The sequence below is a fragment of the Candidatus Methylolitoribacter marinus genome (assembly GCF_051853155.1).
In the GTDB taxonomy this organism is placed as follows: Bacteria; Pseudomonadota; Gammaproteobacteria; order Burkholderiales; family Methylophilaceae; genus BACL14.
This window is the reverse complement of sequence record NZ_CP124221.1, coordinates 1,150,849-1,168,038: the sequence shown is the minus strand read 5'-3', so window position 1 is coordinate 1,168,038 and position 17,190 is coordinate 1,150,849. Positions and strand designations below refer to the sequence as shown.

The window sequence follows — 17,190 nt, the reverse complement described above, 5'->3', positions numbered from 1 at the left end:
AAGTCCCTTTTTCAATTTTTTAAAGGAAAATTATGGCTTTAGATCAAAATATAAAAAATCAATTATCAACTTACTTGGCTAAGATTATAAGCCCTATTGAGATTGTATATTTTGAAAACGACAGTGATAAGTCTGTTGAAATGGTTGATCTATTGACTGAAGTAGATGCTATGTCTGCAATGATTACTATCAAAAAAGGAGATGACTCTTCTCATAGAAGTCCTTCATTTCAGGTTAATCAGCCAGACTATAAAACAGGTATAGTTTTTGCAGGCGTTCCTATGGGACATGAATTCACATCATTCATTTTAGCCATTTTGCAAACAGGCGGCTATCCTTTGAAAATTGAAAAAGAGTTAATTGAACAAATTAAATCAATAAACGGCTCATATAAATTTGAGACCTATATTTCTTTAAGTTGTCATAATTGCCCTGATGTTGTTCAGGCCTTAAATGTGATGTCTCTTCTCAATCCAAATATAACCCATACGATGATTGATGGCGACGTTTATCAAGATGAAGTAAAAGATAAAAAAATTATGTCTGTGCCGACCATTTTTTTAAATGATGAAGAGTTTTATCAAGGAAGAATGGAATTAGAGGAAATTGTCGGAAAAATTGATTCTCGAAGTGATGCTATTGAATCAGAAAAATTAAATAAGAAAGAAGACTTTGATGTTCTGATCGTAGGCGGTGGCCCAGCGGGTGCTTCTTCAGCAGTTTATGCCGCAAGAAAAGGAATTAAAACAGGGATTGTTGCTGAACGATTTGGTGGACAAGTTATGGATACACTTGGTATTGAAAACTTTATTTCAGTCAAGGCAACAGAAGGACCTAAGCTTGTGAAGGCCCTTGAAGAACATGTTTTAGATTACGAAGTTGATGTCATGAATCATCAACGAGCCCAAAAAATTCATATTCCAAAAAACAAAGAGGATAAGTTTGAGCTAGAACTTGCAAATGGAGCTAAATTAAAATCCAAGACATTGATTTTATCAACTGGTGCAAGATGGAGAGAACTTGGAGTTCCTGGAGAAATAGAATTTAAAGGAAAAGGAGTAGCCTACTGCCCTCACTGTGACGGCCCTTTATTTAAGGGTAAGCATGTTGCAGTTATAGGCGGTGGAAATTCAGGTGTTGAAGCGGCAATTGATTTGGCTGGTATTGTCGGACATGTAACTTTATTTGAATTTATGCCTAATTTAAAAGCAGATCAAGTATTACAGGATCGATTATATTCATTGAAAAATGTTGATGTGATGCTAAATACCCAGACTAAAGAAATCCTTGGTGATACAAAAGTCACAGCAATTAAATATACGAATCGCGACACTCAGGAAGAGAAAGATCTTGCTCTTGAGGGGGTTTTTATTCAAATTGGTTTGATACCAAACACAGATTGGTTAAAAGAAGATATTAAATTAACTCAGTATGGCGAAATAGAGGTCAATGACCATGGTGAAACATCTGTTCCAGGGATTTTTGCTGCAGGTGATGTAACGACAGTTCCATACAAACAAATTATCATTGCCATGGGTGAAGGATCAAAAGCTGCTCTGGGGGCCTTTGACTATCTAATTAGAAACTAATCAAATTATATTATTTCTTTGCAAGTCTTTTATAAGATTGATCGTGATGGCCCTTTTGGATTTTAGGGACCACTCATCAAGGGCTTGAAATGTGCTAATTAAAGTGTGAAGATCTCGTCTGAGGTGACGTAGGCAGTAATTGATTACTTTATCCTCAATGTGGTAGCCATTTTCTTGTGATTTTATTTTTATGATTTGATACTTATCTTCATCTGTAAGGGGAGATAAATTGAGAACCAAACCCCATTTTAATCGGCTATGTAAATCCTCATCAATGCCAACTAGCTCGTCTGGAGATCGATCACAAGTAATAATAAGTTTTTTATTTTGTGATTTAATGTCATTAATTAACATGAAAAGATTCCTATTCTGATCATGATTAAAGTTTTGTATATCTTCAACTTTCTCAATATTATTATTAGTTAATGAATTTATTAAATGACTTTTCCCCGACCCTGCACAACCCCATAAAAAAATAAGCTGCGTTGATTCTGAATCATTATTAAACGCTTGAAGGGTAGAAACTATTTCAATATTTTTTCCAGCAACAAAATTTTCAAAATTTTTTTGTGGAACGGGAAGAATGTTGAGTAATAATTGATCCATGATATATATCTTGGTAAATAAAAATGAGTTAAAATTTAATATTAATTAATTCTACTACAAGCCAGGAAATCAATTGTCTGAAAAAAAACCTATTCCCAACAAAATTGACTATAAATCTTCCGGTGTGGACATTGATGCTGGAGAGGATTTGGTTGAAAGAATTAAGCCGTTTGCAAAAAAAACCTCCAGACCAGAACTATTAGGTTCGATTGGTGGATTTGGATCCCTTTTTGAAATTCCAAAAGGGTATAAAAAACCAGTTATTGTTTCTGGAACAGATGGCGTTGGGACAAAACTAAAACTGGCAATTGAATTAGAACGACACAATACAATTGGACAGGACTTGGTCGGAATGTGTGTAAATGATATTCTAGTCCAGGGCGCTGAACCATTATTCTTTTTAGATTACTACGCATGCGGAAAGCTTGATGTAACTCAAGCGTCGAGTGTAATTCAGGGTATTGCAAAAGGCTGTGAATTATCAGGATGCTCATTAGCGGGTGGCGAAACAGCTGAGATGCCCGGTATGTACAATGAGGGCGATTATGATTTAGCAGGTTTTGCTGTCGGTGTAGTTGAAAAAGACGAGATTATTGATGGTAAAGATATTAAAGAAGGTGATATTTTGCTGGGATTGAAATCATCAGGGCCACATTCCAACGGATATTCATTGATAAGAAAAATTATTGAAAGTCATGACATTAATCTTCAGGATAAAATTGAAGAAGAAACAATAGCTTCTCTATTAATGGAGCCAACTAGGCTGTATGTCAAATCAATTTTAAATTTGAAAAAAGAAGTCAAAATTAAGGCAATGTCGCATATCACAGGGGGTGGATTAACTGAAAATCTTCCCAGAAGTTACCCCAATTATTATAAAGCACAGATCAATAATAATAGTTGGAAGATGCCTTCAATATTTGAATGGATTATGGAAAAAGCAAATCTTAATATTGAAGAAATGTATCGAACTTTTAATTGCGGTATTGGATTTGTTGTTATAGTTGACTCATCAGATGTATCTATTACTAGAGGAATACTTGAAGCTAATGGCGAAGAAGTAACTCAACTGGGACAAATAGAAAAGAGAGGGTCGAATGAGAATCTGGTCACTTATATTTAGCCTCTTATTAAGTCACTCTATCCTTGCCAAGAATTTACCTGATTCAATTGATATCACTTATGATTTGAGTTTTGAAAAGAAACCACTTGGATCTATTGATGTTAAATACAGAAAAGATAAAAGTCGATATAAGATAATTGCATCATCAAATTTTCTTGGTGCCATGAATCTTCTCGGTAATTATCAATTGATTAGTAGCGGTCACATCAAAGGTAAACATTATTTTCCCGATACGATTATGCGGAAAAATTTAAAAAAAAATAGACAAACAATAACAACAATTGATTACAACACAGAGGTAATTAATATAAAAAGTGAAAAAAAAATAAAGGAATATCAATTAAAAAACAGTACCCAAGATGTATTAAGTTATTTTTTTGAATTTAATGGTTTTGAGAAGTTAGGTGAAAGTCATACATTCTTTATCTTAGATTCCCATGATTATAAAAAATATACTTACCGAAAAATCAAAGAAGAAAATCTTAAAATAAATGATCGATTTATAGAATGTATCAAATATCAAGGGAGGGTAAACGAAGAGGAATTAACTCATGATATTTGGCTTTCAAAAAAAAACCATATCCCTGTGAGAATAATTACACCAACACCCATTGGGTTGGTTGTTGATCAGATAATCTCAAAAGGGAATATATTTAATTTATTGTGAGCATTCTATTTTGAACATATTTTTATTTAAAAAGATTTCATCCGCACTGTATGATCATTTAAATTCAGAACATCCCGCGGATTCTAATCTCAGTTATTTTTTTAAGAATAATGCTAATTTAGGCTTAAAAGAAAGAAGCGAGGTTGCAGAGACATACTATGGGATTATTCGAAATAAACTATTATATGAAAATTTAATGCAATCTTTACAACCAGAGCATTTTGTCATTGCACACTTGATAATTGAGAAAAATTTTTCTGATGAGGAGATTAAAACTTTATGCCCTGACTTTACTTTTTCAACACAAACATTAAAGGAAAGATTGAAAAAAATAAATGATCTATCAATCCGCTATAGTCTGCCAGAATGGATATTCCGAAAATTAGCAGAAACATATGATGATAAAAATATAAAACTAGTCCTTAATAAATTAAACTCACCTTCATATCTTGATGTCAGGGTAAATACAATAAAAGAGAAATCTAGAGACGTTATAATTAAGAATTTCCAAGATAATTTATCAATTAATCCAAAAAAAGTAACCGCATCAATTCATAGCCCTATTGGCATTCGTCTTCCCAGGGGATCTCAAATACAAAACTTACCAATCTTTAAAGACGGTTTAATTGAAGTTCAGGATGAGGGTAGTCAAATATTATCCTTTATTGTTGATGCCAATAGAAAACATATGGTGGCAGATTTTTGTGCAGGAGCTGGCGGGAAAACTCTTGCTCTTGGCGCAATGATGTCGGGCTCAGGTCGGCTTTATGCTTTCGACGTGAATGATAAAAGATTAATGAATTTAAGAAAAAGATTAAAACGATCTGGACTCTCCAATACCGTGTGTCATCTCATCAACAATGAAAATGATATTCGCATCAAACGATTGAGGGGAAAATTTGATCGAGTTCTGGTTGATGCCCCTTGCTCTGGACTTGGAACGATAAGAAGAAATCCAGACCTTAAATGGAAACATGACCTAGAATCTATTTTTGAAATGCAAAAAAAACAATTAAATATTCTCACTGCAGCCTCCAAATTAACAAAATTAGGAGGACGACTTATTTATGCGACCTGCAGCTTTATACCAGAAGAAAATGAAGATGTTATAAATAGTTTTTTAAAAGATAATCCAGATTTTAAGGTAATAAGTATTCAACCAATACTCGATAAGTATAATATCTCAGTAAGTTCAGAGGACTTTTTTAAAACTAAATTTAATGAGCATGATATGGATGGTTTTTTCGCAGCTGTATTAGAAAAAGTTAACTAATGGGTTCACTTAATCAAAGAATTGGTATTGCCGTTATTTTAGCCATTCTATTTGGACTTATTTTACGTCACTATCAATCGCTTCAGTTAGTTGAATTTATTATTCCAATCTTGGAAATCATAGGTGACGTTTTTATTTTATTACTAAAGATGATTATGATTCCTTTAATCTTCTTTTCATTAATAAGTAGTATTTCTTCTTTGAAAAAAAATAAAAGCTCTCAATTGTTGTGGAGAGGAGCTATATTTTACTACCTGTCGACAATGGTTGTTGCAGTTATCTTAATGATGGTTGTAATGAATTTATTTCAAGATAATTTGGGAGGAATTCAGCTGGGTCTTGAACATAATGAACCCCAGTTAATAATCGATTCTGAAGAATCTTATTCAGTTAAAGGCACTATAAATTCACTCATTAAGAACCCATTTGAGGCATTGTCACAAGGCAATATAATGGCTGTCGTCATTTTTGCAATATTCTTCGGGATGGCTCTAAGGTCAGATAATGAACATGTCAAGAAAGTAAAAATCTGGGCGAATGGAATTTTTGAAGTGGTAATGAATATTGTAAATAGTATTATGACAGTATCTCCAATGGGTGTGTTTGCTTTATTGACTCTTTTAATTATCCAACAAGAATTAAGCATGTTTTACCAAATTGGTTTTTTTATCGCCCTGGTCTTAGGAGTCATTATTTTTCATGGGTTAATTTTTTTACCACTACTTTTAAAAATTTTTTCAAATGAGAATATAAAAAGTTTTTGGCATGGTATAAAAAATGTTCTTATTACTGCTTTTGCCACAAGCTCATCTGCAGCAACCCTCCCAGTTACGCTGAGTACGTTAGAAAATGATTTTAAGGTAAATAAAAAGGTCTCAAGATTTATGCTTCCATTAGGAGCAACTATCAATATGGACGGCACTGCCCTTTATGAGGCTGCGGTTGCATTATTTGTTGCCAGCCTGGTTGGGGTAAACCTTGGCTTGTATGATCAAATTTTCTTGGTTTTTTTAGCTATGGCAGCTTCTATTGGCGCACCTGCTATACCAAGTGCAGGGATGGTGACCTTGGCTATTGTGCTCAGTGCGTTAAATCTTCCAGTAGAGTACGTGGCAATTTTTATTCCAATAGATCGTCTCATTGATACATTCCGTACCACTGTGAATGTGGAGGGAGATGTTATAGGCACCTTAATTATAAATAAGCACTTTAAGTCTTAATTTTTTTAATTAGCTCAGATGATATTGAGTAGGCTGCTGGAATAACAATTAATGTTAGCAGTGTAGAAGAAATCATTCCCCCAATAATAGCTACAGAGAGGGGTCCGTTCTCTTCAGACCCTGCTCCAACCCCAAATGCTGCTGGAAGGAGGGCAAGAATTAAAGTCAGAGATGTCATTAAGACTGGTCTTAGTCGAACAGGGCATGCAAGAATCAATGCCTCATCCACTTTTTTCCCTTCTTGAATATGATGATTTGTCAGATCAACTAATAAGATTGAATTCTTCGCAACAAGACCTACTAATAGAACGAGACCGATCATCGAATAAATATTCAAACTATTTCCTGTGAGCCACAAAAGAAAAACTCCCCCAATAACTGCTAATGGTTGCGCAAGCATCACAATAAAGGGCTGGAAGAAAGAATTAAATAAACTTGAAAGAACCATGTACAACAACACTGTGGCTAGAGAAAAAATAAATATGATATTGGAAAAGGTCTTACCAAACTCTTTTGCTTGGCCAGAATATTTGATTGAGTATTCACTTGGTATGATTTGATTACTAATGTTCTCAATATTGTCGATAGCTTCTCCAAGAGGAATGCTTGGGTTGGTATAAAAGTTTGCCGCATACTGTAATTCCTCTCGACCTATAATGGCCGGACCCAATTCTTCTTTAAACTTAGTAAAGTTATCAATTCTGACAAGGTCGCCTGATTTTGATCTCACGTAAATTTTATTAAGATCTTGAATGTTTTCAAATGAACCTTCTTTGGCTTTAACTCTTATTTCATATCGTTGTCCGTCCCCAGGATCGTCGTTATACTTTGCAATATCATACCCATTACTTAGAATAGAAACGCTTTCTGCGACCTGTGTAGCTGATATTCCAAATAAGGCTGCTTTCTCACGATCAATATCGAGAATCATTTGTGGTAAGTTAAGTTGGAGGTCCAGATCAATATTTCCCATGCCATCGATCAGTGATAATTTTTCATTTAATTGATCAGCCAAATTAGAAACGTTTTCAATTCCGGGGCCAATCAGGGTAAATTGTAATTTTTCTGAGCGATTTCCTCTAGCTATAGATACCCCTGCAGGGAAAGCCCTTACCCCAGATAGTGACGCTAAATCTTTTTTGAGGAGCGCCATGATCTCTGTTTGACTTCTTTCTCGCTCCCCTTTTTCTTTTAAGCGAATACTGATGTACCCTCTATTTACTTGGCCTCGACTCCCAAGGCCAACAGATGAAAAGACGCTGGCGATATCAGAATCATATTTTTGAATAACAGACTCAACTTCAATTAGTTTACTGACGGTATAATCCATATTTGATCCAAGCGGAGTCTTGAATGTAACCGTGAACCGACTTTCGTCCGTCTCTGGAACAAACTCTTTCTTGGCTGCCTTAAAAAAGAATCCAGATGTTAGAACAATTAATAATGTAATAAGTAAAATTTTCAGTCGATGCTTGAGTACCCATATAAGAGTATTTTTATAATTTTGTTCAAGTTTTTCAAAAAATGAATTTAAAAAATTAAAATAATTTTTTTTAGCATCTTGTTTATTAAGATACTTCGAGCAGAGCATTGGTGTCAGAGTAAGAGACACTAAAAGAGATACAATAATTCCTACAGTCACAACCACTGCAAAGGATTCAAAGAACTTGCCAATTATCCCATCCATGTAAATTACAGGCGCAAAAATACTGATCAGGGCTAAAGATGATGCGATGACAGCAAACACAACCTCACGACTCCCCTTGATGGCAGCCTCGATATTATTTCTTTCTATTCTTTGATGCCTAAAAATATTTTCTAGAACAACAATAGCGTCATCAACTACAACTCCTATTAAAAGAATTAATGCCAAAAGAGTCATACTGTTAAATGTGTATCCAAAGAAATACATTACTGCTATTGCGCCGAATAATGAAATAGGAATTGCTGCTGAAATAATCAATGTTGAGCGTATCGATTGAAGGAATAAAAACACAACCAAAGCTGCCAAAAGAGTTCCCTCGATAATGTGATCTATGAGTGACTTGATCATTTCTTTAATAAAGACTGAATCATCTGTAGAAATATTAAGGTTTAATCCAGGGGGTAAGTTAGGGCGAATTTCTGTATCAATCTTCTCTTTCACTTTATCAATAATTTGTACAGTATTAGAGTTTGCCACTTTGATAATTCCTAAGCCAATGGAAGGATTAAAATTGTAGCGCGCTATTTGACGGTAATCTGTCAGCCCGTCCTCAATATCAGATATATCTTTTAACTTAATACTCGTTTTGTCTCGATAGCTAACAACTAAATTCTCTAAATCTTTTACCTTGTGAAATTCAAGATCGAGCTTAAACATTTTTTCTGATTGGTTTCTGACCAGATATCCACCAGGAAGCTGTATATGCTCTTTTTTAAAAGCAGACTTAAGATCCTCAGCAGTGACATTAAGAGCTGCCATCTTTTCAATGTCAAGATTGACGCGAATCGTCCGATCTCGTCGTCCCCCTAGCCGAACTTCTCCCACACCATCAATGGTCTCAATTTTCTTTTTGAGAATATTATTTGCATATAAATTAAGCTGTTGCGTGGTTCTATCCCCGGTTAGACCTAACCACATAATCGGGCTTGCGTTTGTTTCTACTTTCCTCACCACGGGCGGGACAATGTCATCAGGTAACCTTCGACTTAATTGACTGACTTTGGATTGAACTTCATTAAAAGCGACCTCAATGTCTTTATCCAATTCAAAGGTTATCGTCACCACTGAGACTCCAGGGGAGGATTGTGACTTTATCGATTCAATTCCAGTTACCGTATTTATCGCAGTTTCAATCAGATTGGTAATTGAGGAGTCAATAATTTCAGGATTAGCTCCCTCCAGTGTGGTTGTGACTGAGAGCACTGGGAATTCGATCATCGGAAAACGATCAACTCCAATCTTTTGGTATCCAATGTAGCCAAATAGGATGAAGATAAAAGAAATCATCCAGGCAAACACATGCCTTTTAATTGAAATTTCAGGCAGGGTCATCTTTTTTTAATATAATATTTGCATCATTAGTTAGGTAACCAGCGCCATCGACAATGATTTCTTTATTGGCCTCAAGACCATCAATAATTTCAATCCAGCCATCTTGAGTGATGCCTGTTTTTATATTTCTCGCAATAGCTTTTCCGTTGACAGCTTCATAAACAACCGTACCAGATGGCCTTAAAACAACAGAAGGCTCTGGAACAGACACAGATTCTTTTTTTTCAAAGACAATGGTTCCCTTAACGCTTGCTCCCGCCTGCCAGTTATCTTGTTTTTCGATATCAGCAATGACATCAATTGAGCGACTGTCAGCAACAATCTGTGGTTTCAGTTCTTGAATTACTGTGTTGTATGGTAAATCAGCGGTCGGCGTTTCGAGTTTTATATCAATACCTGGTTTCAAAATATGCGCTAATTTTTCAGGAAACATTATGTGCGCTCGTAGTTTTTTATTATTGATAATTTGATAGAGTGGATCACCAATTTTTACATAGTCACCAATTGAAATAATTTGCTTTTCAATTTTTCCAGATATTGGAGCATAAATTTTAGTTCTATTATTATTTAATTTTGCTATTTCTAGCCGAGCTTCTGCTGAATTAAGCTCTTCCCGCGTTTCTTCAATTTGAACTTCAATGATTTCAAGCGCATTTGGGGAAATAAAATTTTCATCAACCAGTTTTAAATTACGCTCATAGGTGATTTTTTGATTACCTAATCTTGCCTTTAATTTCTTCACCTCTGCCTCAGATAATGACAATTGATAACTGGTGTCTGCATTATCAACTTCAGCCATGAGCTGTCCTTTTTTAACGGTTGTTCCAGGGCGAACAAAAATCTGGGTAATTTTTCCAGCAACTTCAGATGCTACTGTGGGGTCGATGATTCCTTCGATGCTTCCAATGGCAGATTCTTGATATCGAAATTCCATTATTTTTGATTTTGTTGAAGTGACATATATGTCTCTTGATTTGCTTTTTTTATCGTCAGGTTCATCTGTTTTACTACACGACATAAGCATACAAATAAAAAATATAGCTAGTAAATTCAATTTCATTATTTTATTTTTTTCCAATCAAATAAAGGTCCTGGATCAGTTTTTCTATTAGGAGAAATATCTGAATGACCAACAATGTCATGGACATTGTATTCTTTTTTCAGACATTCTAGTAATTCTATTAGTTTAATATATTGATCATTTTCATAGGGGGTTTTATCGTCACCTTCAAGCTCAATTCCGATTGAAAAATCATTACAGTTTTCTGTTCCTTGATAGCTTGAGTCTCCAGCATGCCATGCACGATCATTGCATGAGACAAATTGAATTAGCCCCCCATTTCTTTTTATAAGAAAATGAGCGGACACTTTTAAATCTTTAATTTGTAAAAAATAAGGATGTGCATTTGTATCCAATTGATTTAGAAAAAAATCTTCGATGTAGTTATTGTTATATATTCCTGGAGGTAGGCTAATACAGTGAATTACAACAATATATTCTGGAATATTTTTAGGTCTAGAATTAAAATTTGGTGAGGGCAGCTGTTTACATTCTGAATACCAACCGTCCGCATTAAAAAAATTGTTTTGCTTCATAGTAATAGTAATTATAATTGATTAGCATTTCTTAATTAAACTTATAAGGAAAAAATATGCACTTTTTTGATGGAATTATATTTGGAATTATCGATAATGGAGTTTTAATTATTGGTGCACTATTTGGACTGAGTATAGAAAAATATTTACCAAAATATTTTCATAAAGGGATTGGAACTGTATTTGGTGCTGGTATTGGAAATGCTGTTAGTGACTTTCTAGGAGGGGTACCAATTGCAATCGATTTCGCCTGGGGAACCTTTGTTGGCTGTATCACCACATTAATATTTATTCCAATTTTTGTTGAAATAAAAAGAAGAAAATCAAAATTATAATCAATCAAATTAATGTTTTATTTAAAGTTAGTTATTGTTTTACTTTATGAGTTATTACTCCTCATTGCTATCTCATTTATTGTTGGCTTTTTGTTTCTAATTTTTTTTGATAGCTTTGAAAATAATCTTTTAAAATATGTCCACCAATTCTTAATATGGGCTGCTTGGGGTGCATATTTTGTCATTAGTTGGAAAAAGTTTGGACAGACACTGCCGATGCGTTCATGGAAGTTAAAAATCAACTTTGAAAATAGTACTTATAAATATTTATTATTGCGTTATCTAAAAGTGTCAATATGTTGGATTTTTTTCCCATTCAATTTTTTAGCTATAGTTTTTTTAAAAAATCAATTTTTGCATGACATTAAGACGCAGAATAAGATTATTGACGTTCGAAATAAAATATTAAATAAATAGCAATTCCTAGGATAAACAATGATGGTGCAATTGCAGTTAATATTGGCTCCCAGTCGTTGAGAACGCCAATATGACGGATCATGGAATTCATAATTTGATAAATAATCCCAAAAATAATACCTAAAAACATTTTTAAATATTTACCACCTGATCGTTCCTGAAAAAAACCGAATGGCACTGAAAATAAAATCATAATGATTGGCATCATCGGCTGGATAATTTTTTCCCAAAAAGATACTTCATACCTTGATGTTTTTTGATTATTTTTTTTCAGATAATTAATAAAATCATTGAGGTCAAAAACAGACATCCGATCCGGTGAAATAAGCAAAACATTCATCATCTCAGGTTTAATCATTGACTTCCATGTGCCCGATGAGATTGCTCTAACATCAAAACCTTCTTCAAGAATAAAAGATTGTTTAATCTCTTCAAGCTCCCATATGCCATTTTGGTATTTCCCTTTCTTTGCATCAACAATGGATCGTAATGCAAAATCATTATCAAATTCATAAATATGAATATCCCTTAACGAGGCATCTGGGAGAACATTTTCAATGTTGACAAAATTATTACCATCCTTCATCCAGACTCCAGATTTAAAGTCTGTTGAGACTGAACCATCAGTCGAGCTAATTTTTATCTGCTGTGCATTTTTTTCACTAATTGGAGTTATTAGATTACCTACTAAAAAAGTCATCGCACTGAAAAATAAAGAAACAAAAATGAGAGATGAAGCAATTTTCATAATTGACATGCCACTCGTTCTCATAACCACTAATTCTGAATTCCCAGACAGTTGGCCTACTGTAAACATTGCACCAATTAAGCAAGACAAAGGAATAATTTCATATAAATGACCAGGCATGCTTAGTGTGATAAAAACAATAATTTTTGAGAGGTCATATTTTCCTGAATTTATATTTCCAATTTCTTGTAAAAAATCAAAAAAAGCGAATAAAAAAACTAGACCAATAGCTACAAGACTTATATTGATAAAAAATTCAAAATTTATATACCTCGCCAGTTTCATTTTTTCCGTCTCAGATTTCTTACTTGTGATGGCAATAAAGGTAGATTTAGATTCCTTCTTAACATGAGATAGCTTGCAATAAGCAGGATGAATAGATGAACAATTGACCCACCAATATAAGGGTTTAATTTACCGAGATTAATATAACTCTGAGTGACACCCATTAGGTTGTTATATATAGCAAAAATCATAATCGCAATGATGATATTGACCGACCTTCCTGACCTTGGGTTAATAAAACTCAGTGGTATAGCCAAGATTATTAAAACTATTCCTGATATGGGTAATGAAACTCTCCAGACAAATTCTGCAATCTCACGATTCCCTTTTGTTAAGAGAAGGAGGAGTGTTGGCATCGCTTCAACTTGGTTTACATCAATTATAGGCGGTAGTTTTTTTTCGACGAGGAATCCGTAGTCACTAAATTTGATTTCCGTGAAATGATTATTTTCATGATTTACTTCATAACGTTTCCCTTTTTTAAGAACAATGTATTCATCATCCGTATTTGTTGAAACTCGACTACCTTCATTTGAAACAATGATTCCAAGTTTTCCATTTTGCTCAGATTGAACAAAAACATTTTTTACTTTCGAACCTAAATCACCAAAACCCTCCACATAGAAAACTCTGTCTTTGCTTTTTGATTCTTTAAAAGATCCTGGGGAAATTGTCGCCAGTTCATCTCGATTTTTTAAGCCAGCCTTATACTCCTCAGATTTTTGAGTAGCCCATGGACTTAAATAGAGACTCAAAAAGCCTATCAATAAAATTATCGGTAATGAAAAGAAAAGAATAGGCCTGATGAAGCTAGTTAAGCCTAAACCTGAACTGAACCAGATCATCATCTCACTGTCTTTAAACCATCGACTCAACGTTAATAAAATTGTTAAAAATAAGGTGAGGGTGAGTAAGATGGGTAGATATTTAAGTAAACTAAAGACCAGTATAGTTAGTATTGAATCATTGGGTATAATACCTTTCGATGCAAGCCGAAAAACAATAACACCTCGTTGAGCAACAACGATACCGGATAAGATTAGTATTGTTGAAAGAGAGTTGAAAAATAACTCATTTTTTAATTTGTTTTGATATAACATTTATTAAGGATACTGTATGAAATTTGATATTACCTCAACCGAAAAAATTACCCATTCATCGGATATTATCATATTAGCAATTGATGATAAAAATAACCTTATTAATGGGAATGGAATCAGCAAGGTTGATGAGTCACTTGTAAAAAATTCTCTAAAAAAAGATGTTCTCGGCCAGCCTGAGGGAGATACGGTGATTCTTAATGATTCAACTGGATCCAGACAATACCTTTTACTGCGTGTTAGCGATCTTCAGAATATAAATATTAAAAGATTGGGTAAAGTTTTTAATAAGACGTTTGCACATTTATCAAAATTATCTTTTAAGACTGTCCAAATGTGTTTGTGTAAGTTTGCTGGAACTGAAGTTGGAGCTGAAGAAGCTGTTAAGTTGTATGTCAGAGCCTCTTTACATAATTTTTATAAGATCAATGCAGTCAAAAGCAAGAAAGTTTCTCAAGCTGTCGTTAAGAATACCATCCACCTGAATAGTATATATCTGAAAGAAGCGAAACTGGGTCTCAAGGTTGGTCAGGCGATTGCTGATGGGGCTAATCTAACCAAGGATCTCGGTAATTTACCACCAAACTATTGCACCCCGTCATACCTGGGTTCTGTAGCAAAAAAAATAGCTAAAGATAATCAGATGAAGGTTAAGGTGCTTGGAAAGACAGAAATTAGCAAGTTGAAAATGGGTTCATTTCTATCTGTAGCAAAAGGCAGTCGCGAAGAGCCAAAGTTTATTATTCTTGAGCACATGAAGGGGGCTAAGAGTCAAAATCCTATTGTTCTAGTGGGCAAGGGTATTACTTTTGATGCAGGAGGAATATCTTTAAAACCTGGGTTAAATATGGATGAAATGAAATGGGATATGGGTGGTGCCGCAACTGTACTGGGTGTGATGCATACCGTTGGCCAATTAAAACTTCCGTTAAATATTGTGGCTCTGGTTCCTAGTTGTGAGAATTTACCTGACGGTTTGGCTGTAAAACCAGGAGATGTGGTCACCAGCATGTCGGGACAAACAATAGAGATTTTGAACACCGATGCCGAGGGTCGATTAATCTTATGCGATGCTTTAACTTATGCAGAAAGATATAAACCTGATTCAGTGATTGATGTTGCAACATTAACTGGAGCATGTGTCATTGCTTTAGGTCATGAGGCAAGCGCGGTGTATTCAAATATTGATTCTTTGGCCGATGAGTTAATTAGTGCCGGTGAAAAAGCTAATGATCGTGCATGGCATATGCCGCTTTGGGATGAATACCAGCCATTACTGGATAGTAATTTTGCTGATATGGCAAATATTGGTGGCCGTGCTGCCGGAAGTATCACTGCTGCATGCTTTTTGTCTCGCTTTGCAACTAAATATAATTGGGCACATTTAGACATTGCAGGAACTGCATGGATTTCTGGAGGAAAAGCAAAAGGCTCAACTGGAAGGCCCGTGAATCTTTTATCAGAATTTCTTTTGAACCGTCTAAAGAGTAAATGACCCAAATAGAATTTATCTATAACTTAGATTCATACGAAGAGGGTTTGTCTCTAATTCTAGATAAGCGATATAAGAATCAGAAGACGATGATTTTTTGTGATAATGCAAAAAAAAGTCATGAGCTTTCTGATTCCTTATGGAAGCAGTCAGGTTTTTATCCGAACATCATCTGGAGTGAACAACTCTCATCGAACCATGTTCCAAGTGAAGATTTTTTAATTGGCGATCAATTCAATAAAAATTTTGATGAGCTTTTGATAAATGTATCAGGTCAGGAATGCTTATTTTTTAGTCGTTATGAAAAGACTGTTGAGTTGGTATTGACATCAGATAATGAAAAAAAAAGTGCACGAGATCGTCTAAAAAAATACAAAGAATGCGGATATGAAGTAAAATTAATCGACGCAATTAATTAACCAATCAACTTTTCGTACTCATCGATACTCATAGATTCGTAACTGCTTAGAATTTCAACTTCACAAATCCATGCTTCATATGGGCGGTCATTGACATCTGTTAAATTATCCATCAGTTCTGAATTAATACGTTTTATTTTTAGGTCACATGGGCTAACAAGATCTGAGGCGGTTTTGACCGACTCGATCACACCAAATGGTTCACCAGTTGATATAATCTGATTTTCTTTAAGTTCAATGAAGACGATATCTCCTAATAAATCTTGAGCATAATCAGAAATACCCACCTGTATGATTTTGTCCTCTATCGGTTTAATCCAGATGTGATTCTTAGTTAGCAATAATTTATCTTTATTCATATGTATTTTTGTGACAAAGAAAAAATAATTGTATATGATTAATGAAATAAATAAACTTCAAAAACCATGTTTAAAAGCCTATTTGTCGCCATCCTCATTTTTTCTGTTCAAAGTGTAACTTCCGCGCAACAATTAGACTACTCAAAATATTACAGCCAGTTAACTGTAAAATCTCCAAAAGCTATTGTTTATGATGCTGAATCAGGTGATATTATTTATCAAAAAAAGGCTCACGAAAAAAGCTCGATTGCTTCATTAACAAAATTAATGACTGCAATGGTGATTATAGATTCCAATCTAGATTTGGATAAAAAGGTAACTATTACGAAGAATGATTTTGATAAAATTAAAGGAACCACTTCTCGTTTATGGTTGGGGTCTGAGTTGTCACGCAAGGAATTATTGTCTATTGCTTTAATTGCTTCTGATAATCGGGCAGCATCTGCAATTTCAAATTCCTATCCAGGAGGAAAAAAAGCTTTTGTACAGGCGATGAATGTGAAGGCAAAACAACTTGGTATGGATGACACATTATTTGCAGATCCAACAGGACTGGATAAAAATAATATTTCTACCGCTATTGATTTGGTCAAAATGACTCAGGCAGCCCAGCAATACCCACTGATCAGAGAGTTATCTACATTATCCTATTATGAAGCTCACATTAAGAATAAAAAAATTAAATTAAACTATAACAATACTAATCTTTTAGTAAGGCAAGGATTGTGGAATATTGATATTTCTAAGACTGGTTATATCCGTGAGGCTGGAAAATGTTTGATAATGCAAACTACGGTAATGGATAAGCCCATCATAATGGTATTTTTGAAGTCTTATGGAAAATATACTAGAACTGCCGATGCAAAAAGAGTTAAGAAATGGCTCGAAAGTGTTCATGTGCAAGCCAACTTAGCATCAAACTAA

The 17,190-nt window shown here is 34.3% G+C and carries 17 protein-coding genes; 10 read left to right on the top strand and 7 right to left on the bottom strand.

Annotated elements, in window-relative coordinates:
• The first annotated feature begins 32 nt into the window (after positions 1-32).
• Positions 33-1,589, top strand: a complete 1,557-nt coding sequence (gene ahpF / locus QFA95_RS06290) for an alkyl hydroperoxide reductase subunit F (RefSeq protein ID WP_486462671.1) — start codon at positions 33-35, stop codon at positions 1,587-1,589.
• On the opposite strand, the gene QFA95_RS06285 is transcribed toward ahpF, so the two are convergent.
• Positions 1,590-2,195 carry a DnaA ATPase domain-containing protein gene (locus QFA95_RS06285; protein ID WP_486462670.1) on the bottom strand — a complete coding sequence of 202 codons (606 nt, stop codon included), beginning with the start codon at positions 2,193-2,195 and terminating at the stop codon, positions 1,590-1,592.
• 73 nt (positions 2,196-2,268) lie between these two features.
• Between QFA95_RS06285 and purM the strand changes: the two genes are divergently transcribed.
• Genes purM through QFA95_RS06265 form a run of 4 tightly spaced genes read left to right on the top strand, consistent with a single transcriptional unit; the run spans position 2,269 to position 6,478 of the window.
• Entirely contained in the window at positions 2,269-3,318 is a 1,050-nt protein-coding gene (purM, locus tag QFA95_RS06280; protein WP_486462669.1) for a phosphoribosylformylglycinamidine cyclo-ligase, read from the top strand.
• On the top strand, positions 3,293-3,985 hold the full coding sequence (locus tag QFA95_RS06275) for a DUF3108 domain-containing protein (RefSeq protein WP_486462668.1): 693 nt from the start codon (positions 3,293-3,295) through the stop codon (positions 3,983-3,985). Before purM ends, QFA95_RS06275 begins: the two co-directional genes overlap by 26 nt.
• Before the next feature lie 10 nt (positions 3,986-3,995).
• Complete coding sequence (locus tag QFA95_RS06270) at positions 3,996-5,258, top strand: RsmB/NOP family class I SAM-dependent RNA methyltransferase (RefSeq protein ID WP_486462667.1); 1,263 nt, start codon at positions 3,996-3,998, stop codon at positions 5,256-5,258.
• Entirely contained in the window at positions 5,258-6,478 is a 1,221-nt protein-coding gene (locus QFA95_RS06265; RefSeq protein ID WP_486462666.1) for a dicarboxylate/amino acid:cation symporter, read from the top strand. The genes QFA95_RS06270 and QFA95_RS06265 overlap by 1 nt, the downstream gene beginning before the upstream one ends.
• Here the strand turns inward: QFA95_RS06265 and QFA95_RS06260 are convergent.
• Genes QFA95_RS06260 through ampD form a run of 3 tightly spaced genes read right to left on the bottom strand, consistent with a single transcriptional unit; the run spans position 6,468 to position 11,111 of the window.
• A complete protein-coding gene (locus tag QFA95_RS06260; protein WP_486462665.1) occupies positions 6,468-9,515 on the bottom strand; it encodes an efflux RND transporter permease subunit in 3,048 nt (1,015 codons plus the stop codon). The two genes, QFA95_RS06265 and QFA95_RS06260, sit on opposite strands and share 11 nt — an antisense overlap.
• Positions 9,502-10,533, bottom strand: a complete 1,032-nt coding sequence (locus QFA95_RS06255) for an efflux RND transporter periplasmic adaptor subunit (protein ID WP_486462664.1) — start codon at positions 10,531-10,533, stop codon at positions 9,502-9,504. The genes QFA95_RS06260 and QFA95_RS06255 overlap by 14 nt, the downstream gene beginning before the upstream one ends.
• A 41-nt stretch (positions 10,534-10,574) precedes the next feature.
• The gene (ampD, locus tag QFA95_RS06250) at positions 10,575-11,111 is read right to left on the bottom strand and encodes a 1,6-anhydro-N-acetylmuramyl-L-alanine amidase AmpD (RefSeq protein WP_486462663.1); all 537 of its coding nucleotides are present in this window, start codon (positions 11,109-11,111) and stop codon (positions 10,575-10,577) included.
• 56 nt (positions 11,112-11,167) lie between these two features.
• Here ampD and QFA95_RS06245 point away from each other — a divergent pair, with 56 nt between their 5' ends.
• A complete protein-coding gene (locus QFA95_RS06245) occupies positions 11,168-11,446 on the top strand; it encodes an N-acetyl-anhydromuranmyl-L-alanine amidase (RefSeq protein ID WP_486462662.1) in 279 nt (92 codons plus the stop codon).
• 12 nt (positions 11,447-11,458) lie between these two features.
• Entirely contained in the window at positions 11,459-11,863 is a 405-nt protein-coding gene (locus tag QFA95_RS06240) for an RDD family protein (RefSeq protein ID WP_486462661.1), read from the top strand.
• On the opposite strand, the gene lptG is transcribed toward QFA95_RS06240, so the two are convergent.
• Together lptG and lptF are read right to left on the bottom strand one after the other, a co-directional pair.
• Entirely contained in the window at positions 11,829-12,896 is a 1,068-nt protein-coding gene (lptG, locus tag QFA95_RS06235) for an LPS export ABC transporter permease LptG (RefSeq protein ID WP_486462660.1), read from the bottom strand. The genes QFA95_RS06240 and lptG overlap by 35 nt on opposite strands.
• A complete protein-coding gene (gene lptF, locus QFA95_RS06230; RefSeq protein ID WP_486462659.1) occupies positions 12,893-13,996 on the bottom strand; it encodes an LPS export ABC transporter permease LptF in 1,104 nt (367 codons plus the stop codon). The genes lptG and lptF overlap by 4 nt, the downstream gene beginning before the upstream one ends.
• Before the next feature lie 16 nt (positions 13,997-14,012).
• On the opposite strand from lptF, the gene QFA95_RS06225 reads away from it, so the two are divergent.
• A complete protein-coding gene (locus tag QFA95_RS06225; protein WP_486462658.1) occupies positions 14,013-15,491 on the top strand; it encodes a leucyl aminopeptidase in 1,479 nt (492 codons plus the stop codon).
• Positions 15,488-15,907, top strand: coding sequence for a DNA polymerase III subunit chi (locus QFA95_RS06220; protein WP_486462657.1), 420 nt, complete (start codon positions 15,488-15,490; stop codon positions 15,905-15,907). The genes QFA95_RS06225 and QFA95_RS06220 overlap by 4 nt, the downstream gene beginning before the upstream one ends.
• Here the strand turns inward: QFA95_RS06220 and QFA95_RS06215 are convergent.
• Complete coding sequence (locus QFA95_RS06215; RefSeq protein ID WP_486462656.1) at positions 15,904-16,266, bottom strand: glycine cleavage system protein H; 363 nt, start codon at positions 16,264-16,266, stop codon at positions 15,904-15,906. The genes QFA95_RS06220 and QFA95_RS06215 overlap by 4 nt on opposite strands.
• Positions 16,267-16,332: 66 nt before the next feature.
• Between QFA95_RS06215 and pbpG the strand changes: the two genes are divergently transcribed.
• Positions 16,333-17,190: a D-alanyl-D-alanine endopeptidase gene (gene pbpG, locus QFA95_RS06210; protein WP_486462655.1), complete on the top strand. Its 858-nt coding sequence runs from the start codon at positions 16,333-16,335 to the stop codon at positions 17,188-17,190.